This window comes from Dyadobacter koreensis (assembly GCF_900108855.1).
Classification (GTDB): Bacteria; Bacteroidota; Bacteroidia; order Cytophagales; family Spirosomataceae; genus Dyadobacter; species Dyadobacter koreensis.
Window position 1 is genome coordinate 315,904 of the sequence record NZ_FNXY01000001.1, and the last position, 22,800, is coordinate 338,703.

General features: G+C 45.4%; 18 protein-coding genes. 1 reads left to right on the forward strand and 17 read right to left on the reverse strand.

What is annotated here, in order from left to right:
• Window positions 1–252: 252 nt before the first annotated feature.
• The 11 genes from BMY70_RS01320 to BMY70_RS01370 all read right to left on the reverse strand — a co-directional run bounded on the left by BMY70_RS01320 (window position 253) and on the right by BMY70_RS01370 (window position 12,155).
• Entirely contained in the window at window positions 253–1,149 is an 897-nt protein-coding gene (locus BMY70_RS01320) for a helix-turn-helix domain-containing protein (protein WP_090331096.1), read from the reverse strand.
• On the reverse strand, window positions 1,146–2,198 hold the full coding sequence (locus BMY70_RS01325; RefSeq protein ID WP_090331098.1) for an NAD(P)-dependent alcohol dehydrogenase: 1,053 nt from the start codon (window positions 2,196–2,198) through the stop codon (window positions 1,146–1,148). Before BMY70_RS01325 ends, BMY70_RS01320 begins: the two co-directional genes overlap by 4 nt.
• A 337-nt stretch (window positions 2,199–2,535) precedes the next feature.
• Entirely contained in the window at window positions 2,536–2,727 is a 192-nt protein-coding gene (locus tag BMY70_RS01330; RefSeq protein ID WP_090331101.1) for a hypothetical protein, read from the reverse strand.
• A 187-nt stretch (window positions 2,728–2,914) separates the two neighbouring features.
• Window positions 2,915–3,457, reverse strand: coding sequence for a DUF4833 domain-containing protein (locus tag BMY70_RS01335; protein WP_090331104.1), 543 nt, complete (start codon window positions 3,455–3,457; stop codon window positions 2,915–2,917).
• A gap of 73 nt (window positions 3,458–3,530) precedes the next feature.
• Window positions 3,531–3,737: a hypothetical protein gene (locus tag BMY70_RS01340; protein ID WP_090331107.1), complete on the reverse strand. Its 207-nt coding sequence runs from the start codon at window positions 3,735–3,737 to the stop codon at window positions 3,531–3,533.
• A 370-nt stretch (window positions 3,738–4,107) separates the two neighbouring features.
• The gene (locus tag BMY70_RS01345; RefSeq protein WP_090331109.1) at window positions 4,108–4,881 is read right to left on the reverse strand and encodes an SDR family NAD(P)-dependent oxidoreductase; all 774 of its coding nucleotides are present in this window, start codon (window positions 4,879–4,881) and stop codon (window positions 4,108–4,110) included.
• 28 nt (window positions 4,882–4,909) lie between these two features.
• Window positions 4,910–5,806, reverse strand: coding sequence for a 3-hydroxyacyl-CoA dehydrogenase (locus tag BMY70_RS01350; protein ID WP_090331112.1), 897 nt, complete (start codon window positions 5,804–5,806; stop codon window positions 4,910–4,912).
• A 104-nt stretch (window positions 5,807–5,910) separates the two neighbouring features.
• Complete coding sequence (locus tag BMY70_RS01355; RefSeq protein ID WP_090331115.1) at window positions 5,911–8,973, reverse strand: efflux RND transporter permease subunit; 3,063 nt, start codon at window positions 8,971–8,973, stop codon at window positions 5,911–5,913.
• Window positions 8,974–8,983: 10 nt separating this feature from the next.
• Window positions 8,984–10,027 (reverse strand): efflux RND transporter periplasmic adaptor subunit, encoded by a 1,044-nt coding sequence (locus BMY70_RS01360; protein ID WP_090331117.1) that lies wholly within the window; start codon window positions 10,025–10,027, stop codon window positions 8,984–8,986.
• 20 nt (window positions 10,028–10,047) lie between these two features.
• Window positions 10,048–11,415 (reverse strand): TolC family protein, encoded by a 1,368-nt coding sequence (locus tag BMY70_RS01365; RefSeq protein WP_218148548.1) that lies wholly within the window; start codon window positions 11,413–11,415, stop codon window positions 10,048–10,050.
• Window positions 11,416–11,549: 134 nt separating this feature from the next.
• Complete coding sequence (locus tag BMY70_RS01370) at window positions 11,550–12,155, reverse strand: TetR/AcrR family transcriptional regulator (RefSeq protein WP_090331120.1); 606 nt, start codon at window positions 12,153–12,155, stop codon at window positions 11,550–11,552.
• 267 nt (window positions 12,156–12,422) lie between these two features.
• On the opposite strand from BMY70_RS01370, the gene BMY70_RS31180 reads away from it, so the two are divergent.
• Window positions 12,423–12,599 (forward strand): helix-turn-helix domain-containing protein, encoded by a 177-nt coding sequence (locus BMY70_RS31180; RefSeq protein ID WP_229209439.1) that lies wholly within the window; start codon window positions 12,423–12,425, stop codon window positions 12,597–12,599.
• Window positions 12,600–12,879: 280 nt separating this feature from the next.
• Here BMY70_RS31180 and BMY70_RS01380 read toward each other — a convergent pair whose 3' ends face one another.
• The 6 genes from BMY70_RS01380 to BMY70_RS01410 form a co-directional block, all read right to left on the reverse strand.
• On the reverse strand, window positions 12,880–14,433 hold the full coding sequence (locus tag BMY70_RS01380) for a SusD/RagB family nutrient-binding outer membrane lipoprotein (RefSeq protein ID WP_090331123.1): 1,554 nt from the start codon (window positions 14,431–14,433) through the stop codon (window positions 12,880–12,882).
• 12 nt (window positions 14,434–14,445) lie between these two features.
• Window positions 14,446–17,538: a SusC/RagA family TonB-linked outer membrane protein gene (locus tag BMY70_RS01385; RefSeq protein WP_090331126.1), complete on the reverse strand. Its 3,093-nt coding sequence runs from the start codon at window positions 17,536–17,538 to the stop codon at window positions 14,446–14,448.
• Window positions 17,539–18,023: 485 nt separating this feature from the next.
• A complete protein-coding gene (gene nagA, locus BMY70_RS01395; protein ID WP_090331131.1) occupies window positions 18,024–19,199 on the reverse strand; it encodes an N-acetylglucosamine-6-phosphate deacetylase in 1,176 nt (391 codons plus the stop codon).
• Window positions 19,200–19,248: 49 nt separating this feature from the next.
• Window positions 19,249–20,565 (reverse strand): sugar MFS transporter, encoded by a 1,317-nt coding sequence (locus tag BMY70_RS01400; protein WP_090331133.1) that lies wholly within the window; start codon window positions 20,563–20,565, stop codon window positions 19,249–19,251.
• A 21-nt stretch (window positions 20,566–20,586) separates the two neighbouring features.
• On the reverse strand, window positions 20,587–21,333 hold the full coding sequence (locus tag BMY70_RS01405) for a glucosamine-6-phosphate deaminase (RefSeq protein WP_090331136.1): 747 nt from the start codon (window positions 21,331–21,333) through the stop codon (window positions 20,587–20,589).
• A 47-nt stretch (window positions 21,334–21,380) separates the two neighbouring features.
• Window positions 21,381–22,799, reverse strand: a complete 1,419-nt coding sequence (locus BMY70_RS01410) for a Gfo/Idh/MocA family protein (RefSeq protein ID WP_090331142.1) — start codon at window positions 22,797–22,799, stop codon at window positions 21,381–21,383.
• Between the last annotated feature and the right edge of the window lies 1 nt (window position 22,800).

The window sequence follows — 22,800 nt, forward strand, 5'->3', positions numbered from 1 at the left end:
AATAGGTTTATTGTATTTCGATGTAACCTTTATTTAACAAACCTTCATCGGCCAAGAGCAGCACAAATTGCTAAAAAACGTTGCGTGCAGCTTCTCTTATTCGGCCATCAAAAAGATATTTTATAACATTTCAAGCATTGATGAACGATCTTAAAACAAGTCAGTTATCAATACATTAACCAATGCGCATGTATTTAAAAATAAAAAATGGACAATAAATCGCTTGTTAATGCTGATGTTTGATCAGTTTTGTTAACTTAAACTTTCGCGGTATTCAATCGGCGACATGTTTGTTTTGCTCTTAAATAATTTGTGAAATGACTGGGGATATTCAAAGCCCATTTGATAAGCTATTTCGCTGACCTGTAGGGTGGTGGTTGCCAGCAGCTGCTTTGCCTTGTCAATCACTCTGGCTTGTATGTGCTGTTGTGCGGTTTGTCCTGAAACAGTGCGTAGCATATCGCTAAGATAGTCCGGCGACAAGCTCAACTCCTTCGCGACTTGTTGCACTGTCGGCAGCCCTTTTTGTGAATCCAAAAATTTGTCAAGCAGACTTTCAAGACGGACCAGGATTTCGTCGTTGGTCACTTTACGCGTAATAAACTGACGGGCGTAGAACCTGCTGCTGAACTGTAACAACAGCTCAATTTGAGCAATCATCACTTCCCGACTGAATTGATCGATACTGCCCTGATATTCGGCTTCTATACCAGAGAATAGGTCCTTAATCTTGGCCTCTTCCTGTTCAGATAAATGAAGGGCTTCACTAAGCTCATAAGAGAAAAAACCAAGGTTCCGGATCTTGGTTGCCAGTGCAGTGTTTGCAATGAAATCAGGATGGAACATCAATGTCACACCGCTTGGCGGCTTTGTTCCGGGGTCAAGTTTCATCAACAGTTGATTCGGCGAAATAAAGGCCATCATGCCTTCATCAAAGTCGTAGTGCCGGTGGCCGTACTTTAGCTTACCATCATAATCTGTCTTAATGGAAATGCAATAGAAGTTCAGCGTAAAATGCTCAAGTTCGACTAAGCTTCTGTAGTCAGCATATTCATGTCGGAATACGCTGATCAGCGGATGTTTGGGCTTGGCCAGTCCGAGCAGCCGGTGCTGCTCGGAAATGGAGTTGATAAGGTATGGTTTGTTCACTGATTAAAATTAAGGGTTTTCATATCAATTACAAAACGGTACCGGACATCGCCTTTGAGCATCCGGTCAAAGGCGTTATGAATATCTTTGATGTCGATCAGCTCGACGTCGGCGACGATACCGTGCTCCGCGCAAAAGTCCAGCATCTGCTGTGTTTCGGGCAGTCCGCCGGCACCGGATCCTGCGATGACCTTATTACCAGTTGCCAGCGAGAAGGAGCTGACTTCCCAAGGCTTGACCGGCATGCCCACATTGACATAAACGCCGTTGCTTTTTAAAATAGCTAGATAAGGATTGACATCACTGTTGCCAGAAACGGTATCGAGCACAAAGTCGAAAGCTTTAAATGCCGCTTTCATCTGGGCTTCGTCCCCTGAGATAATAAAATGGTCCGCACCAAGCTTCCTGGCAGCTTCCTGTTTGCCCGGAGAGGTACTTATCACTGCTACCTCAGCACCTAACGCTTTACCAAATTTAACGCCCATGTGCCCCAACCCACCTAAACCGACAACTGCCAGCTTATGCCCTTTGCCTACGTTCCACCTTTTTAATGGCGAATAGGTGGTTATCCCTGCACACAGCAACGGCGCCACACCTGCCAGGTCAAGTTTCTCGGAAATTCGATGGACGAAGTCCTCGTTGACTACGATGGTGTCGGAATAGCCTCCATAAACTGGCTGGCCGTCATGGCCAAGGTTATTGTAGGTTTGAACCGGCGAAACTGTGCAAAACTGCTCCTGACCGTTTTTGCAATCTTCACAATGCCGACATGAATCTACCATCACGCCGACGCCACCGAGATCCCCGATCCTAAACCTTTTTACATCGGAGCCAATGGTACTTATCCGCCCCACAATTTCATGGCCAGGCACCATCGGAAAGAGACCAGAAAACCATTCGTTGCGGGTCAAATGAATGTCTGTATGACAAACCCCGCAGTACAGAATTTCGATCTGCACATCATACGCGCCGACATCGCGTCTTTCAAATTGCCAGGGCGCTAATAAGCTTTCTGCCGTTTGCGCCGCATATCCTTTTGCTGCTATCATAAATAAATTTTATGATGCAAAAATAAAAAGCAACCCGTGGCGCCAATTATCCAAATCCGGGGAAAAGGTATCCGAATTTCGGTTTACCCCAAAAAGCAAAGTCTGACGCCTAGATTGGATAATTCAGACGCGTTGACTATATGATTTCGTGTTAGCTTGATTATCAACAAACTATTACTGCTTATACGCTAAATGATTATCAATCATTTACTTAATCAATTCTAACCGAAACGATCTGTCCTCAATTTCCGAATTGTGGTGCTCAATGGCTCCGAATGCTCCATGCCTGTTGCCCACGCGATCAAATAATCTCCCAGTGCTGGGCAATCGCCCGTGCTCATCCCAAAGGTTCTGTATCGCTGAAAATCTCAGTGCCTTCGCAGGTCTGTTCCTGCGCTGATAATGCAATCATCTTAATTCTGATATGACAAATTACTAGTTCTGCCAAAGTTATCTGCCCGACTATTTCAGTAGTATGCGAAACATCCGTGCCAGCTGACGCAAGTAGATCAAAACTGAACAGCTTCATAGCGCATTGGATAGTCTTTATAATGGCCATTCAGATTGTCGAAAAGCCCAGAAAACCAGTTCTGGTTTCAGAACCGTTTGATGTATTTTATCACCACGGGCACCTCCGTGCCCGGAGGTGCTTTGGAGTGGTCTGCTTAATGAATCCCATTACTACTCATTCTTACGAGCTATTTACCAAGTGGAACTTACTGCAGATCGATGCGCTCGGTGACCATCTGGCGCGTTTCTGAGTTAACACCATAGAATTCGATGTATGCAATCTGTGGCGCTAGTGCACTTCCGCCGGTAATGCGTATGTATACCCTTTTAAGCTCACAGGCCTGTTCACTAATTTTCATTTTGACCACGTACGACTTCTGCTCGTTTTTCACCAGGTGCATCGCCCGGTTAGGGAAAGCCACCGCCTGTAATAGAACACTGTCAGCGGCTACAGCCTTGACTAAAAGACCATAGCCGAATTCACGCTGAAATGTATTAAGCTTTTTTCTTTCCCCGTTCTCTGCATACCTGATCCAGAAAATATCGACAGGATCTTTAAGATCCACAGTTCCCTTTTCGTTAACCTTAACCGTGTAGCAGACCGTGTTTATGTTGGGGTCTCTTTGAATGTAAAACAAAAGCCCAGGCAGCTCTTTTGGAACCGGCCATGTCGGGCTCATGATCTTATCCTGAGCTGTTGCGACGCATCCCCCGGTCACAAGCAATACTGCCAGCACGATTTTTCTCATTCTCACTTTATCTGGTTACAACATACAGATCCTTGTATGCTAATTCTTTGATTTTTTCTCGCTACTTTTCAAGCTAACAAACCATTGCCTGATATTTTCGCTGACCATAATCGGAGCAAAAATCTTCTCGACTTTCGTTCTGGGTCGAACGGTTTTCGTCTGAAATAACCTTGCAACCATCTCTGGTCGGGACAATTAAGCAATCACTGTAAATGGTCGCCTTTTTATGATCGGTTTCGCCCAACCTTGCGATATGGTATGGAGGCTTAAATTCTTTCATCCTGAAAGTGAATTTACCTGCCGGTTTTCAGACAAAAATTACAGGAGGCATCAAGTCTACCGTCATCGGAGTGCAGCAGACGGATACCTTCCGCGGGCCGATACCACTGTGGCCATCTTGCTGCATATCTAAAATACCCCAGACCTGCTGAAAAGAAGTTTCGATATCGATTGGATCATGTACAAAAAATCTTATTCATAAGATTTGCATCTCTTTGACTACTTGATCCTTTCCCATTATGGTAGGCTTGAACGGATAATCTTTTTTTGTGCTTAGCAAGACAACAGCAGCGAGGACATTCCACCTGAACTTACCAGTGTCAAGGCCAATTAAACGCAACAATTTTGTTGTTTTCATCTGAATCCTGGTTTTACCTTTGACTGGCCAGCCCCTTCTTAATCTTCATCATCATACCATCCGGCACAAAGTTTGGAAGTTTAGAGTTAAGCCAGTTCTGAAAACCCACTACTTTTTTCCCATTCCCCTCTAAAAGATGCTCTACACCCTGGCTTGCCACTTCCTTGGCATGCATCGGTTTGGTTTTGTGAAGATTGGTAGATGCCATCTCAGCGGTTGTAAAACCTGTGTCTACCGTGCCTGGATATAAAGAGATAACGGTAACACCAGTGCCCTCCAATTCTGCATCAAGTGTTTCGCTAAATGCTTTTACAAAAGCTTTGGTAGCAGAATAAACAGAAAAATAGGGCATTGGTAAAAATGAAACCACTGAGCCTACATTCATGATCCGTCCGGCATTGCGGCGGACCATATCCTGCGCAAAGAGCTTGGTTAGAACCACCAGGCTGGAAATATTTAACTGAATCATACTAAGCTCCTGCTCCAGGGGCGTTTCCGTAAAATGTCCATAGTTGCCTACACCTGCATTATTGACCAAGTGGGTTACAATAAACTTTTCCTGCTTCACCGCTTTGTATAGGCTCGTAGCAGCATTTACATCAGAAAGATCTGCAGCATAGTACTCAACTTCTATCCCGTAATTACTTGTCAGTTCAGCCTGCATCTGCCGCAATTTTGATTCGGTACGGGCTACCAGTATCAGGTTGAATTTTTTGGCAGCCAATTGATTGGCCATCTCATAGCCAATACCGGATGATGCCCCGGTGAGCAGTATGTAATTTTTCATTTTCAGTAAGACTTAGATTATTGATGCACTATTTGAGAAAATCAGCATGCTGATAGGCCGGGTTGGGATAGGTGTAAAAGCCCTCCCCGGTAGAAATACCCAGCTTGTTTTTCTCAATGAAATTTTCTTTAAGAAAATCCCTTCTGTCTTTCCATTGCTGCTCGCCGGTCAGTTCCGCATAGGACTGCGTCACATGATAGGCGGTGCTCATCCCTACCAGGTCCGCCATGGCCATAGGCCCAAGATCCGCCCCCAGTGTTTTCATCCAGGTCTTGTCAATGGATGCGGCATCGGCAACGCCGTTGCGGTACAGATCCAGACCCGCTATCAGCCAGGGGACCAAAAGCGAGTTCATCACATATCCGGGCTGCTCTTTGTAGATCGGTATGGTCAGCATGCCTATCGTTTTGGCAAACGCGACAACCTGGTTAAAAATTTCAGGATCAGTTCCAGCATGTCCCATAATTTCAGCCACATTGTTCTTCCACAGATAATTAGCAAAGTGAAGCGCCAAAAACCGCTGTGGCCTGCCGGTCTGATCCGCGAACTGGCTTGGCAGCAGCGTAGATGAGTTGGTACAAAAAATGGTTTTTGTCGGGGCAAGCGTGCTGATTTTACTGTAAAAATCCCTCTTGATCCGGATGTCTTCAGGAACCGCTTCAATGGTCAGATCCGCATCTTTTACCGACTTGGCCAGATCGGTTGTAAAGCGGACCCTTAATAAAGCAGCTTCCAGATCGGCAGATGCAGCATTGATATCCTTCTGGTAAAGTGTTTTGAACTGCTCAAATTTCAGCTTCGCATTTTCAAGTAGTTCTTCTTTGATATCAAATAATGTGACATCATAGCCGTGATAGGCTGTATGAAAGGCGATCTGGGCACCAAGTACCCCCGATCCAAATACGGTGACGTTATTAATTTTCATCCTTTTGATTTTAAATAGTTTTTTGACTGGCTTGATGATGTGCAATTTTCACGGGTCAGATTAGCAGGATTTAGCATCTTGCTTACCTGACCCTGCATCGTTTATCAATCATCATCCATTTCATCATCAATACTTGGTGGGATGAGCTTGTACATCACCGGGGTAACGATCCGCGATAGTATTGTCGAGCTGATCAGTCCTCCGATCAGTACTATGGCAAGTGGCGCGATCTGCGGATTGGGGTTCATTGCAATCGGGATCAGACCACATATGGCGGTGATCGAAGTGAGCACGACGGGCAGAAACCTGGTTTCTCCGGCTATCGCTATCGCTTCATCGATGCTTTTACCTTCTGCTCTGAGCTGGTTGGTGAAATCGACGAGCAGCAGCGAGTTTTTGACCTGTATACCTGATAGGCCTATGAAACCGATGATCGAAACAAGCGACATCGGATTGCCGGTCATCAAAAGAAACAGCACACCACCCAAAACACCCAGCGGGATGATTGACAAAACGATAATGATCCCTTTGAAGGTTTTGAACTGTAATAGCAGCACGCCAATAAACAGGAAGGTGCTCAGGATAATCACCGACAGAAAATTTCCTCCCAGCGCATCACCTTCTGATTCAGCCTCACCGGATAATTTGTAATAATAGCCCTTTGGCATTTTCAAATTGTTGAGCTCTGGCACCACATCTTTTAAAATATTGTTGGCCAGCATGTTGTCCCGTGTCAGCGAAGTGACTTTGGCAAACCGCGACTTGTTGAAGTGGTTGATGGCCGTTGGTGAGGTTTCAAAACCGATGGTTGCAATCTGATCTATCTGCACAGGTGAGCCCTGGATGCTGCTCACGTAAAGATTTTTCAGTGCATCCAGATTGGAGAACTTCTCGCGTGGGATGGTGATGACGACATTTCTGGCATCGCCCCTGTCATCGATATAGTCTCCAACATTCAGTCCGGCAACAGCCAACCTGATCACCCTATCGATGTCGCTGGTCATCACGCCAAGCGTTCTGGCCTTTTCTTTATCGATACTGATCTTCACATCCGACTTATAGGTATTCAGCTCGTTATTGATGAAAAAGGTGCCGGGGTGTTTTCTCAGTATCTCTTCCACTTTGAAGGTCAGTGCACGTAGCGTATCCTGATTATCCCCGAAAACCCTGACGACGATGTTGGCCTCGATTGGCGTACCCTGATCAAAATCCTTTACCTCTATTTTTGCATAAGGAAAATCACTGAACTTGCCCCTCAATCTTTTGATCAGCTCTGTCTTGGCATCCGGACTTGTTTCTTCCTGCAGCTGCACAAAAATCTGTCCAAAGTCCGGTTTGATGTCCTGTTGATGCACATTGTAATAGATCTGCGGATTGCCTTTTCCTACATTGGAGGTATAATAAACGATTTGCTCATGCTTTTTAAGCTCTGTTTCCACCAGCTTGGTTGCCCGGTCAGTCTCGGGAATGTTGGCTTGCAAAGGCATTTTAATGTTGATCAGAAACATTGGTTTTTCTGAGGTAGGAAAAAGTTTGAATCCTGCCAGCGGGAACAGTAAAAATGCCACTACGCTCAATGCAAGCGAAATACCAATCGTAATCTTTGGCCACTTCAAAGCGACCGGCATGATGCCCCGGTAGGAAAAGGTCAGAAAGCCCTGCAATTTCCTTAGAAAATAATTACCCTCGCCGTGCTCATGGGTTTTCAGGATCTTGCTTCCTATGAAAGGCACCAGGGTGAGCGCCACGATCATTGATGCCAGCACACTGGTAATTATCGCCATCGGAAGACTCCGTATGAACTCGCCTGCCATATCAGGCAGAAAAGCCAATGGTAAAAATGCGATTACGAGTGTGGCTGTACAACCAACAACGGCCGCCCCGATCTGCCTGGTGCCCTTCAGAACGGCATCCTTTCTGGAATGTCCCTCCCTGAGCCATCTTTCGATGTTTTCAACCACGACGATACTGTCGTCAACCAAGAGTCCCAATGCGACCACAAGACCTACGATACTGAGCTGGTTGAGCGAGTAGCCCAAAAGGTTCATTGCGATCAGACCCAGGGCCAGCGAGAGCGGAATCGAGATCATTACGATCAGCGATGGTCTGAAACCCAGTGGCAGCAGCGTAACGATCACAAGCACAATGGCCAGTCCGAAATCAAAGCCAAGGTGGCCCAGCCGCTTGGAAACCATATCGGCCTGGTCAAAGTTTTTGACCATTTTGATGTGTGCAGGCAGTATTCCGCTGAATTCCTCCAGTACAGGCATGTACTGTGTTTTGACCTGACTGATGTCGACATCATTTTTCATGGCAGCGGTCACCAGAATACAGCGCTGACCATTGATGCGGGTAATGTGGCTTACCGTGCCGTCCTTATAGCTCACCTGGGCAACATCTTTCAGGTACACGATTTTCCCGTTGGCATTGTAGATGACCGTATTGGCGACATCCTCCGCATCTTTAAACTTACCGCTGGTTTTGACATTAAAAACCTTGCTGTCCATGTGGATACTTCCGCCCGGAATGTCTGCCGCTTCACTCTGCAAACTACCTGCGACCAGATTCATAGGTATTTTCAGCTGCGCAAGCTTGTCCAGCTGCAAATCAATACGTATTTCCTGCTCTGGCATCCCTGTGTATTTCACCTCCCGCAGGTTGGTGATCTTTTCCAGTTTGGTCTTTAAGATATCGGCCTGGTCTCTTAATGTCTTCGCAGAAGCCGTGTTGGATATGAGCGCAACCTGAATGATTTTCACATCCGATGAGGCGATCTTTTCTGTCTTGATCTGGTAGATCTCCTTGGGAAGCTCGCTGTTTTTCAAAGCGTTTATTTCCGTGGAAATTTCCTGATACTTGTTGTCCACATCGACTCCATATTTGAACTTGATCTGGATGGCCGCCACTCCGTCTTCCACCGTGGTCAGAATCTTGTCGATGTTTTCAAGACCGTAAATTTTATTTTCGATGGGTTTGACCACCTGTTCTTCCATGTCCTTGGGACTCGTGCCCGGATAGATTACCGTCACCAAATACTGAGGCGGGTGCGTAGTGGGGTCTTCTGAGCGTGGCATGGTCAGCAGCGTCAGCACGCCGACAACAGCAACCAGAAGAAAAATGATCAGGGTGAACTGATAATTTTTAACAGCGAAACTGGTAATTTTCATTGTTTTGAGATTACTGTATTACTTTGATGGTTGATTCTTCGTTCAGGTAGGCACTATTGGAAATAACCACCTGGTCTGCCGGTTTAAGCCCGTCTTTCAGATACACGGTTTTATTATCAAAACTGGCAATTTCAATTGGTACCTTCTTTACTTTTCCCGGGCCATTTAAAATGAAGGCATGGGCGCTGTATCCGTCTGCTTCCACCAAAGCATCGTAGGGAATGCTCATTACATGCTGCGCTTTGCCGGTAACGATCTGTGCTTTGCCAAACATGCCCACAGCAGGTTTGATGCCTGATAGTTTGAGCTTTAATTCCACCTGAAAAGAAGCTGCGGCCGCATCCGAGGTTTGAGATTTGCGAAGTACGTAGGCATCAATCGGTCTGTCCGGATAACCATCCAGGGTGACAGTTGCTTTTTGTCCCGCAGAAACAGCTGCCCACTCCATATCGGTAAGCCCTATCCTGAGAAGAAAGCTTTTGTCCTGTTTGGTCTCATTGATAACAAGTACCGGGCTGCCCGCTCCGATCACCTCTCCCTCGGAGGCCAGCCGGTGTGCTACAAAACCATCGGAAGCGGCGTAAATTCTGGAATACTGCTCGTTGAAGGAAACGGTTTCCTCCCCTTTTTTGGCGATATCAAGCAGCGTTTTGGTATTCTGTAACTGTTCTTTGGTGTACACACTGTCGCGGTACAGATTCACCGCCCGGTCATAGTCGCGCTGCGCTTTCTCTACATTCAGATTCGACTGGCTAAGCCCCGCTGCAATTTCTGTGGCGTTCAAAACAGCCAGCAATTGCCCCTTTTTGAAAGATTGTCCTTCCTCGACCAGAATGCGGCTGATTACCCCGCCTATTTTAAAGCCATACTTTGCTTCGTGCTCGGTGCTGACAAGACCTGTGGCATTGATATTTCCTGAAACGTCAAGTGCGCTGACCACGGAAACCTTTACAGGAATCACTTCCCTTTCATCGAAATGGACTTCCTGTTTAGGTGTTTGTTTGCAGCCCACAAAGGCCGCAGCACCTAAAATCAGTAATGGTATCGTTTTCATATATTCTATTTTTTGAGTAATTAAAAAGTAAAACTTGCATTGGCGCGCTCGATGGCGGCATGAGTGATCCAGATGTCGAAAAGCGCGATATTGGCATCCAGACGGGCATTGATCAGTTGGTTTTGCGCGTCAAGAAGCTCGATGTAAATTGCTACACCTTCCCGGTATAGTTTCAGCTCATCGTTGTAGTAGGTCTGTGCTGTTTTAAGCTGCGATTGGGCAGATTGATACTGTGCCAGAGCGCTCTGCAACTGGTTCTGGCGTAATCTGAGCTCTGTTTCCAGCTGCTTTGCGATGTAGTCGGTCTGGGCCGAAATGCTTTTTTGTTCAGCTACCGCTTTTTTGATCTTATAATTGTTTTTTCCGAAGGCGAAAAGATCCCAATCCAGCGACACACCCCAGAAGTAATAGCGGCTTTTGTTGTTGAAATTCCAGTCAAATGACTGCGAACCCAGGTCTATAAACGTGCCCACTCTTGGGATAATGTAAGACTTGGCAAGACCAGCCAGATTGCTATTGATTCCCTGTGATATTCTGAGTTTTTCCAGCTCTTCCCTTCCTGCCACATCGCCTGCCAACAGCGCACTGAATTCCGGCAGAGTGGTAATCGAATCGATCTTTACGCTGTCAGTTAAAGGCCGGTTGAGCAGAAAGTTGAAATAGTTGCGGGCAGATTCCTTTGTTTGTCTGGCTGCCGTCAGAGCGGCATTAATTTTGGTCACTTCATTGGCACTGCGGATCACGCCGGCCCGGTTAACCTTCTCATTATCAAAAAGAACCTGGTTGATACGCTTGCCTTCCTGGACCAGCGCGAGTGAGGATTCGTAGATTTCAACCGCATTAATAGCCTTTGCATATTGATAGTAAGCGGTTTTGATCTCTTTGACCAGTTCTCGCTTATAGACAACCACCTCCGATTTTTGAAGATCAACTTGCTGCCCTTTGATACGCTTGTTGTAGACCAGTTCGGCATTGATCAAAGGCAAAGTAGTCCGAAATTTCGCATCATAAAAATTATCGGGAAAAAGCTGAATGCTCTCATTTTTCAAATTAGGAAAAGCACTGCTGCCCGTCAGCTGGTTGAGCGTGGAGTAAACGCCATTTAAAAGATCGCCCGTCGGAAAATCGATCGTTCTTCCGCCGCTTGCCTTGGTGTAGCTAGCAGAAAATGACACGCTGGGCAGAAACATGGTTTTGGCTTCGGCCAGGGCCAGCACGTTTCTTTCCAAAAGAAAATTCTGCTGTTTGATGCTCTGGTTGGAGCTGAGCCCTTCGGTGATGTAATCATGCAGCCTGCTCTGTCCCACAGACGGATAGGTCATCATGGCAAGCATGGGAATAGAGAGCGCCGCCTTCCAGGCAACTAACTTTTTTAGAGACTTGTTCACTGTAATAATTTTAAACACTGTTTAACTAATTTGTAAAAGAACAGGCCAATTCATTCAGGATGAAAAACTTCCTGTCACAACCGGCCCAATAATAATGCTTACCCTTCCAAACTAGAATTTAAATACTGTTGATCCTATTTCTGGTCTATCACTGCAAGAAAGGTCTCATATCCGTGAAGCATCAGTTCCTCGCTTGATTTTTCAAAAAAGCCCGACATGCGGTCCTTGCAGTAAAGCGAGCAAATGCCATGCACCATAGAAAGCGTCATCAGCGTCAAATACTTGTTGTCCAGCCCTTGGAACCGGCCCTGATCCTGGCACTGCTGTATCACACCTGATAAATGCTCTATAGCTCCCTGCGCAATCTGAAAACCTTCCCCCTCGGCTTTGCCCGTTTCACTTACCAAGAACATCAGATTATAATAATCAGTATGATTCTGTGCAAAACGAATGAATACCAAACCCATCGCTTTGTAGCGTTCATAGGGATCCCCGATCACATCCAGGGCTTTCATCTGACTTAAAAACAGACGGAAACCCTCCTTATGGAGCTCGTGAAAAATCTCGCTCTTGTCCTTAAAATAAAAATAGATTGATCCCGGACTATAACTAATCGCGCTCGCAATGTTTCGGATACTGGTCTGCTCGTAGCCTTTTTCAAGAAAAATCCTGCGCGCACTGTCCAGTATGCGTTTGTGCATTTCTATTTTTTCCTGCTCTTTTCTCTTTGATATTGACATACTAAACTCATTTGATATGCAAATCTATTAAACAGTGTTCAATATAAAAAATTTTACAGCTTTTTTTTTGAACACTGTTCAAAAAAAAGCTGTAAAATTTTTTCTCGTTAGCTCCTAAGCATAAATGCTACCCGGTCCACCGGATAAAATTGACCTGGGGGGATTCATAAACAGGAAGTTTCGGTTTAATATCAGTATTGAGCGATTTGCCTTTCTTACATGAAGAAGCGAGTCATCTTGCAAATGTGATTTCCAAAGACATTCGGAATGACACCTGTAAGCTGGCTCAAAAAGAAACGTTTGGATGAAGGCTATTTTCAAATCGCGCAGTATCATCAGCTACCAAGCGATGTTTACCTCGAAGTTGGCTTTGAAGACCTGTCCCATTTTTGCTATGTTTTCAAAAAACATTTCGGAAAAGCACCCTCACACGTGGCTTTGTAACAGCGTGCATTTTTAAAAATCTGTATTTGTGTACAGGTAACGTTCATCAAATAAATCATATTGAACTTTGATCGGTGTTCATTAGTGGAGAATTCGGATGGGTTGATATATGATTCCGTGGCTGAATGACCATCATCTAAGTATCACTAGCCAGGCTAAATAATTATCAACCATCCACTTAAACTGGCGGCTCAAACCAACAAACCATGTCATCAATTTTTGAATTGGGTTGATCAATGGCTCCGAATTCTCCAAAAAAGCTTAAAAACTGATGGAATTATCATTTTACATCCCACCATAAACGAGTCGCTGCATCATCAGGTCCCCCCAGCATTTCGCGCGCCTTCTGAAGGGCATCTGCATTGGTCGTTGCTTCCACAGACGAATATGGCAAACGCTTTATAAACTTTCCAACAGGAACTGATGCATTGTCGGATTGAAGAAGCGGATACATAACAGGATAACCGCTTCTACGAAACTCAGACCACGCTTCAACACCGTCCGGAAATAATGCGATCCATTTCTGGGTACCAATCTGTGCTCTTTGAACCATTTCGGAAGCGCCCCAACTGATCGGTGTGGCTGCTACTGCCGCTGAATTTTCTTCATCGCCAGGCGCAGCAGGAAGTGCAGTAGAATTGATATAGGTCTGTATTGCCGAATTATCTGTGACGCCCCATTGCTGAAGACTGAGCTCTATCCCTTTTTCATAATATTCCTTTGCGGTTCCGCCCCCCATGTTCCAGCCGTTCAGTGCACCTTCCGCACGAAGAAAGTATGCTTCTGCCGCGGCCATTACTTCCTGTCTCAGTGCCAGGCTGGCTGCCCAGGCATTTCCGTTGCGCTGAACCCATCTTGTACCCATGTTTGAAGTTTGGGCAGGGCGATTACCGGGCAGGTTTATTGCGGTTGCCGAAGACCCGTTCCGCAAACCTTTGAACTGACCGGTTGCAACCGCTGGTTGAAAATAGATAGCCAGCCTGGGATCCTGATAACCTTTCAGGTAAGATGCCATGGTGGAACTCATACTGAATTCATTTCCAGCTGCATTAAATGCCAGACCATTTCCGTCATCTCCGTTTAAGGAGCGTTCCAGCGTTGCCGTCTGTGCATTGGTCGTCATCACGCCGGCCAGTACTGCAGCTTCCGCTTCCTTTTTTGCTCTGGCAGGATCCACTTTAGAAATACGTAAAGCCATACGCAAACGAAGTGTGTTTGCAAAACTGATCCATTTGGATACATCACCACCGTAGATCAGATCCTGCGCTCCGAATACATTCGTTACACTGGCTGCTTTCAGATTTACACTTGCTGAGTCAAGCCGTTTAAAAAGATCATCATAAATTACTTCCTGAGAATCATAAGCTATACTTGTAGATGTGCTGCCCGCTCCAAAATAGGGAACTGGACCATACTGATCCGTATAACGATGAAACACATATGCTTTCATGATATTGGCCAGCGCGTATTCCGGCGATGTTCTTTCGGTTGCGTTGAAAATTGCCTGTAACTGCGGCATTGCAAATACATAGGTGATGATACCAGGGCGGGAAAGCCAGGTGTCGTTTAAGGCATAGCGGTCTGTGGTGAAACTGGCGGTTGTCAGCGCATAATACTGCGCATACAAATCAGGCATTAAAATGGAAATGGTCTGATAATAAGGCCGGTGATAGAGCGCTGCCGATTGCGCTCTTGAAAACATAAAACCCAGCTCCCTGGAACCTACCTCAGTAAGTTTAGAAGGATTTTTGTTGATATCTACAAAGTCGTTTGTACAGCTTATACTGCCTAAGGCCAAAGCAAACAGGGCGAAAACCAGAATATATTTTTTCATCGGTAAATTTATTTAAAACGATAAACTAACATTGATACCAAGACTACGAGTGGTGGGTACGATACCACTTTCAATTCCCTGATAATTACTTGAACCTATGGCCGCCTCAGGATCAATAGGTAAGGTACGCTTGCCAATTCCGGGGATATCCAGTAAGGATTTTCCTCGGTATAAGAAAAACAGATTTCTTCCCGTAGCAGAGATTCTGGCTGTTTTAATTTTCGTCCCTTTCAAAGCAAAGTCATAGCCTAACGAAATTTCTCTTATCCGGAAATTGGTAGCGCTGTAAGCAAAAAACTCTCCATAAGCATTGGTGCCGCCCTGTGATAGCTGCGTCCACAATTGCTCGGCCTTAATCGCTACTGTGTTCTCACTGCCGTCAGGTGTTACCCCGTTCAGTACCAAACCTCCATCTCTGAAAGGTGTGGTATATTCTGCCAGACCAAAATAACCCAGCAACGCGTCCGTACCTGAAATGATGGTTCCGCCAACCCGCCCGTCGATCAAAAAGGAAAGGCTGAATTTTTTGTATTGAAACTGGTTATTCCATCCCAGGGTGTAATCCGGATTAAAATTTCCTATTTTCTGTAATTGCTGCACAACCGGTAATCCAGCATTGCTGACCTTGTGACGGCCTTCTTGGTTTTTCTCCCATATAAAACCGTACATATCACCGTAAGATCCGCCGGGTCTAATCAGTGAGCTGGCAAAATTAGTAGCCGTTGTCAGACTAGCCTGGGCAATCCCTGGCAGAAGAGAGATAACCTTATTTCTGTTGGTAGCAAAATTAAGGGAGGTAGTCCATGTTATTTCAGCTCCTTTCAACGGACTGCCAGTCAACATCAATTCTATACCCTTGTTTTCAATATCACCCACATTAACGTACTGATTATTGTAACCCGAGGGCTGCGGCAGACCAATAAAAATCAACTGATTGACCGTATTTGTTTTGTAAAGGGTCAGATCAAGCCCCAGTTTTCCCTTGAAGAAACGCCATTCCGTTCCCAGTTCTATGGCTTCTGTACGCTCAGGTTTAAGATCATTGATGTACCGGGTCTGGTCACGCGAAACGAAACCGGATCCTGCTCCCTGGCTGAATGTGTAGGTTTGATTCAGCAAATACGGATCCGCATCGTTTCCCACCTGGGTATAGGCGGCACGAACTTTGGAATAGCTGATCCAATCAGGCAGGTTCAGTATCCCGGCCAACAATCCTGAAAGTCCTACCGAAGGATAAAAATAACTGTGCGGTGATGGCAGCGTTGAAGACCAGTCGTTACGTGCACTTACATCTAAAAAAAGCAGTTCTTTAAAATCAACCGAAGCACTTGCATATACAGATTGAATTTCTTTTTTGGAAACGATATTGGCAAATGCTGGTGTTGTGGCAAAGTTCAGATCAAACACGTTTGGAATGCGAAGACCATTTGCCAGAGACTGCGTATTGTAACCGCTATTGTTCAGGATCGCAGCACCCAAATTATAGGTTACGCCAAAGAGATTCTCTCCGATTTTATTTGTCCCTGACAGTAAAAAATCAATGTTCCGTTCCCAGCGGTTCACATGATTTTCCTGATAACGGCCACCGGCCAGTGTAGGAACGGGAAGCGTGCCGGCATAATACGAACCGGTTATCTTGTCATCGTACCGATCCATACTGTATCTGCCTTGAACAAACAGCCAGTCGGTTAACTGGTATTTCGCCGATCCGACGATCATTACCCGGTTCCGTTCTTCGTTCAGAGCGGTCCGGTTGACATCCCAGTATGGATTCTGAAAGAAAGAACTGGTTGTCCAGTAAGTCGGCTGAGGCTGCTGCGTGGCAGGATTGATAGTCTCGTAGTTTTTGAGTTCCTCAGAACTCATATCTCTTGGCATGATCAAAGCCTCATTGGTTACACCATTGTCTCCCAGCCGCGGTTTGTTTTTTATGTTCTGATTGATATAAGTAATCTTCACGTCGGTTGTTAAACCCTTTACAATTTCATTGTTTAATCTCAGATTAAGGGTATTGCGCGCCAGCTTATTGTTGGGTATAATTCCGCTGATCGCATTGTTGGTATAAGAGGCATACCCCTGCATATTCTCGGTTCCGCCGGAGATGTTCAGCGAGTTGTTGATCGTTGTTCCTGTATTATAAAAATTCCGTACATTATTCTTATACGTTTCCGAAGGCGCTCCCCAGCTTCCCGCAGCAGTCTGACCAAAAACACCGCCGTTACCTCGACCATAGGTATTTTGAAATTTCATCAGCATGAGCGGATTGTCAATCGAAACCCCTCCGTTGTAATTCACTGCAACCTTACCGCTTTTACCCCGCTTGGTGGTGATCATCAGTGCGCCGTTGGCAGCCCGGCTTCCGTAGAGAGCCGCAGCGGCAGGACCTTTCAGTACGGTAATCGATTCAACATCTTCGGGATTTATACTTGCTGCGCCGTCACTTCCCGAATAACCGCTACTGGTACTTTTCTGCTGCGTAGCGGGCGTATTAGCCGATCCGCCTCCGCCCTGTTCGGTTGACATGGTATTATCAATTGGCACACCATCCACCACGATCAGTGCATTGTTGTTTCCACTGATCGAACGGTTTCCTCTTAACACGACCCTAACTGCACCACCCGGTCCGCTAGCAGCGGGGGTAATAACAGCGCCCGCAATCTTTCCGTTCAGACTGTTCATGATGTTGCCCGACGGCTCTTTAACAGTCGTTAGATCCGAATTCGATAATTGCTGGGCAGCATAGGTGAGCGATTTGCTCTCCCGCTTAATGCCAAGGGCTGTAACAACAACTTCATTTAGTTGTGCTGCCGATACCGCCAGGCTTACATTGATCTTATTTTCATTTCCAACCATAATTTCCTGTGTCAGATAGCCGATATATGAAAATATGATCACATCTCCGCGTTTGGCATTGATGCTGTAAGCTCCATCCAGACTGGTGGAAGTACCGGTGTTTGTGCCCTTTATCAGAACGTTTACACCAGGAATGTTCGTTTGGTTTGAACCATCAGTGACCACACCGGTAATCACTTCTGAGCCCTGAGCTTTTGACGTCTGCGGAACGATCAGTACATACATAAGCAACAGCAGATATAACTTATACATCTTCATTAAATTTGGATTCATATTATATGGCAGATTAAAATTAACTCAGAATTAAATTTTACATACAAGGCAAATGACTAAGTTATTGCCAGTACATACAAGCTGTATGACATAAAAATCAGCGAGAACGTTATCGTAAAAAAGATATGTTTTCCAAGGTCAACAAATGATTTAAAACGGTAAATTATCTTGCTGGCCTGCGCCACTGAAATAATTGCAGACGAATATTTAAAGGGTAATTCACCCTTATTATCAACCGGAATTAGGTTGTCTGCAGTACAGCCATTGGAAAAATGACAATAACGTTTATAAAGATGCCGGGCTAATGAGTCAGGATTCACTATCCTTTGTTCGTACAAAATACAGATATAAGAATACAAACAGCACCTCAATTAAAATAACTTATCTTAATATACGTAACAAAAGATTTGATTCCGGTTTAAACCCCATATTTGCTCTCAGCAGGCAAATTCAGAATGAATATTTTATTTTTGGTACACAATTTTTCCTTGAACGATCGTTGTCTGCACCTGAATATTACGATCAAAAATAATGATGTCTGCATCTTTTCCTTCAACAAGCGAGCCCTTACGTCTTTCCACCTTCATAATTCTGGCCGGCGTAAGGCTCATCATTCGTACGGCCTCCAATAAAGTGATATCCGCCATTTCAATCATCGTTTTCACCAATCGATCCGCCGTAGCAACGCTTCCGGCAAAGGATGTTCGGTCAGGCAATTTAGCTACGCCATCTTCTATAATGACTTTTAAACCTGTTGATATTGGCCCCAGAATACTTTCACCCTCCGGCATAGCAGCAGCCCGCATGGCATCAGTGATCAGGGCAATTTTATCCGCCCCTTTTATTTTATAGATCAGTTTTAATAACGGTGCGGGCAGATGAATGCCATCTGCTATAATTTCCACATCCATATCCAATACAAACGCACTTTCTATTGTTCCAGCATAACGGAACGCGTTTTTTCTGGTCACCCCCGACATGGCTGAGTACAAATGCGTTGCCAGTGAATAGCCATTCTCATAAGCTTCCAAGACCTCTTCATAAATGGCATCTGTATGGGCCACTGCGGCCAAAACACCCGCCTGACCAAGACGCTTTCCGAATGCGATGGCACCCGGAAGCTCTGGTGCAGCGCTCCACCTTGCGATTGACGACGAATAAGCCAGTATCTGTTCGTATTCTTTGGGATCCGGATTCCGGATGTAGCGCGGATCCTGCGCACCACACTGACCCGGCGAGAAGTATGGCCCTTCCAAATGCATACCTAAAAACTGTGATCCGTTCCGGTTTTTTTCGTTTGCCCGCTCATAAAGATCAAGTGTTCTCAAAAGGTCTTTCTTTTCACTTGTAAGCGTGGTCGGCACCATGGATGTGGTGCCATACCGCACATGTGTTTCAGCGATTTTCAAAAAGGCTTCCTCAGTGCCGTCCATGAAATCGTAGCCACCGCCACCATGGATGTGCATATCAATAAAACCGGGTGAAATGTAGTTTCCTTTTGCATCAATTTCAACAGCATCGGGTGTCTCAATATCCCGTTCACTCACCTGGGAAATCTTTCCGCTGGCAATTACGACTGTGCCGTTTTTGATCATTCGGTAAGGCGTCAGAATGTTGCCATTGAAAATTTTAATGATCATAATTTTTATATACTAAAATTTTAAAACTCGCCGTTAAAACAAAATAAACTCAGAGCCAGCGCCTTATTTTGTGTCCTGAAAAGGCATAAAAAACCAGGTACAGATAACACGGTACCAACACCCAGTAGGCCTGTCGTACATTATACACATCAGCAAAGTGACCATAAAATAATGGCATGATGGCATTTCCGCTCAAACCCATAATCATGACCGATGCTCCAAGCTTGGTAAACCTGCCCAAACCATCCAGTGCAACCGGCCATATTCCTGCCCACACCAGTGAGTTGGCCAGCCCTAAAAGCACCACAAACCAGATCGAAATATCGGTAGTATGGCCGAGCAGGCTGATATTTCCTTTTACATAAATAATCAGTAAGGTAAAAATGGTTCCTAATACCGTACACACACGCAGGGCATTGACCTGGTTAATCAGTTTAGGAATGAAAACGATGCCGAGCATATATCCGCAGATCGTGCAGAATAGGGTGTAAGACGGAAAAACCTTTGCTTCCAGAAGATCAAGGCCCATTGAGCCTGCATATCCAATGATGGTGTCAATAGCGATCACCTGCGTTCCGACATGAAGGAAAATAGCCAGCGCGCCCATTATCAGATGCGGAAACTGAAATATGCTGGTTTTACCCGAATTGATACCCGTCAGATTTTGATCTTCGTGCTCGGTATCAATTTCAGGAAGCGGCGATTTGTAAACGAGAATTCCCAGAATAAAAAGAAAAATCCCCAGTCCTATGTAGGGATTGATTACCCTTCGGATCAGTTCATCCAGGGCTGTGCTGCGCTCAATATCTGTCATTGTACTTAGTCCGGCAAAAAGTGCAGTATCCGTTGGCCTTAGTATTACCGCAGCAAAAACAATGGGAGATAAAATCCCGGCGGCCTTGTTGCAAATCCCCATAATACTGATTCGCTGCGCGGCCCGCTCTTTCGATCCGAGAATGGTAATATAAGGGTTAGCAGCAGTCTGCAGAATGGCAAGCCCGATGCCGATGGTAAAAAGTCCGGCAAGGAAAATTTCATAGGTTCTGCTCATTGCGGCTGGCACAAAAATAAATGCACCCAGCGCCATGGCCCAGAATCCAAACATCATTCCTTTTTTAAAACCAACAGCCCTGAGCAGATAGGACGATGGTACGGACATGAAAAAGTAGGCGATATAAAATGCAAATGTGACCAGATAGGCCTGAAAGCTGGTCAGTTCACAAGCTATCTTAAAGTATGGGATTAAAATAGAATTGACCCAGGACACAAAGCCGAAAATGAAAAACATCAGTCCGACCAAAAGTACAGACACAATGGTTTCACGGCGGGTCAGGCTATTGACCGACACAACTTTCAGGTTTTTCATGTAAAGAATTTAAGTCTGATTTCAGAAAGCCCCTGCCTTAATTAGCAGACTGGCAGATAGTTTGTCAAGATAAAATTCGCAGTGCGCATGCTGCTGTAATATACTGGCAGGAAACAGATTGCTTACCTCCCGTTCCAGACTGTCTTTCACAGCCTGCGCTTTGCGTTCATCCGGCACTGAACAAATGATGTACTTTGATTTCATAATTTGACGCACCGACATGCTGATCGCCTGTTTTGGAACTTCATCCAATGAACTAAACCAGCCCTCACCCATTTGCTGACGTCTGCATGGTTCATCAAGGTTGACAACCAGATAGGGTTTTTCGGTATCGAAATCGGCCGGAGGATCATTAAATGCCAGGTGACCGTTCTCTCCTACCCCAACCAGTGCCACATCAATCAGATGCTGGCTGATTAGTTTGCCCAACGCTTCGGCTTCGGCCTGTGCATCTTCTTCTGCGTTGATCAGATAATTTGCTTTCAGTGGTGACACTTTATCCAAAAAACGTTCTTTCAAATATTTTCTAAAGCTGGCAGGATGCGATACCGGCATGCCAATGTATTCATCAAGATGAAACATGGTTACCTTCGACCAATCGATATCTTCTTTGATAAGTTGGTTTATGGTTTCAAACTGACTTGTTCCGGTTGCAAGAATAATATTCGCACTTCCCTTTTCAGTTATGCTCGCGCGGATCAGGTCAGCGGCTGCTTTTCCAGCTGCCCGGCCCATTTCAAGATTCGTATCAGAGACGACAACTTTCATTTTCGACAATTGTTTTATTGAATTATAGATGATATAAAAAATTAGAGTCAGACTTTTACTTTGGTATTCCCACCCTCTTTGAGCGAAATATCAACCTGTTTATTTGTTTTCCAGGCGCCGTTTGTAAAGTCAGGAATGTCAATCGAAGCAGATCTGTTTGCCACCGACCACTCTGTGAGCGGAGAGATGACGCTCCATGAAGCCGCGTCATACACATCCTGATCCAGCGCCAGTCCGTTTCGCAGACAGTCTATCAGACGCCAGTCCATCAGAAAATCCATTCCGCCATGGCCCCCTACCTGCTTGGCAAGTTCTCCGATCTTCTTGATGATTTCAGGCTGATATTTTTTCTCCAGCGCCAGGTATTCCTCTTCCGAAAACCATTCATGTCCCTGCGCAATCCGGCCGGGTAGAGGGTATTTTAATGCAGTTCCCTTGGTACCGCTGATCAGGTGTATCCTCGAATAAGGGCGTGGCGAGGTAATATCGTGCTGTAGCATAATGGTTTTGCCTTTCGCGGTGCGGATCGTAGTAGTATTCATATTCCCCCGAAACGAATGCCCGGCAAACTGTTTGAACTCAGCATCCTGTCCGGCAAGTTTGTTGGCACGCGGCGCAAGCATAAAATCATTGCTGGCCATGGAAACCAGATAATCCATCCGGTCACCGCGATTGATATCCAGAGCCTGACAAACCGGACCGATCCCGTGTGTAGGATAAAGATTTCCGTTACGTTCATTCTGTTTCAGCCGCCACAGATCGTAACGTTTATTTTTATCAAACAAAGAATCATAAATATCATGGATGTAAGCACCTTCTGCATGAAGGATCTCACCGAAAAATCCTTGTCTGGCCATGTTCAGTGTCAGTAATTCAAAGAAATCATAACAACAGTTTTCAAGCATCATGCAGTGCTTTTTTGTTCTTTCAGAGGTTTCGACCAGGTCCCAGCATTCTTCCACTGTAGTTGCGACCGGAATTTCACAGGCTACATGTTTGCCATGTTCCATCGCATATTTGGCCATCGGTGCGTGAAGGTTCCAGGGCGTACAGATGTAGACAAGGTCGATATCATCTCTTTCACAAACCCTCTTCCAAGCATCCTCACTTCCTGCATAGATTTGGGGGGTATGTGAGCTGCCTTCAAAGATTTTTGCAGCTTCCTGAGCCTTTTCTGTTCTGATATCGCATAACGCCTTCACCTGAACGTTTTCAAGAAAAACGATGCGTTTTATTGCGCCGCCTCCTCTATTGCCCAGCCCAATGTATGCCATTCTGACGGTATCTAGTTTCGGTGCGGCATACCCGCTCATGTTAAAAAGCTGTTTGCGTGTAGCCCCTGCCTGTTTCTTTATGGCAGGCAACTTTGAATCCGTTTTAGCCGAAGCACAGCTTTGGGGCATTCCAGCGCCGGCAATTCCGATACTTCCCAGTCCGACACGTTTTAAAAAATCTCTTTTATTCATT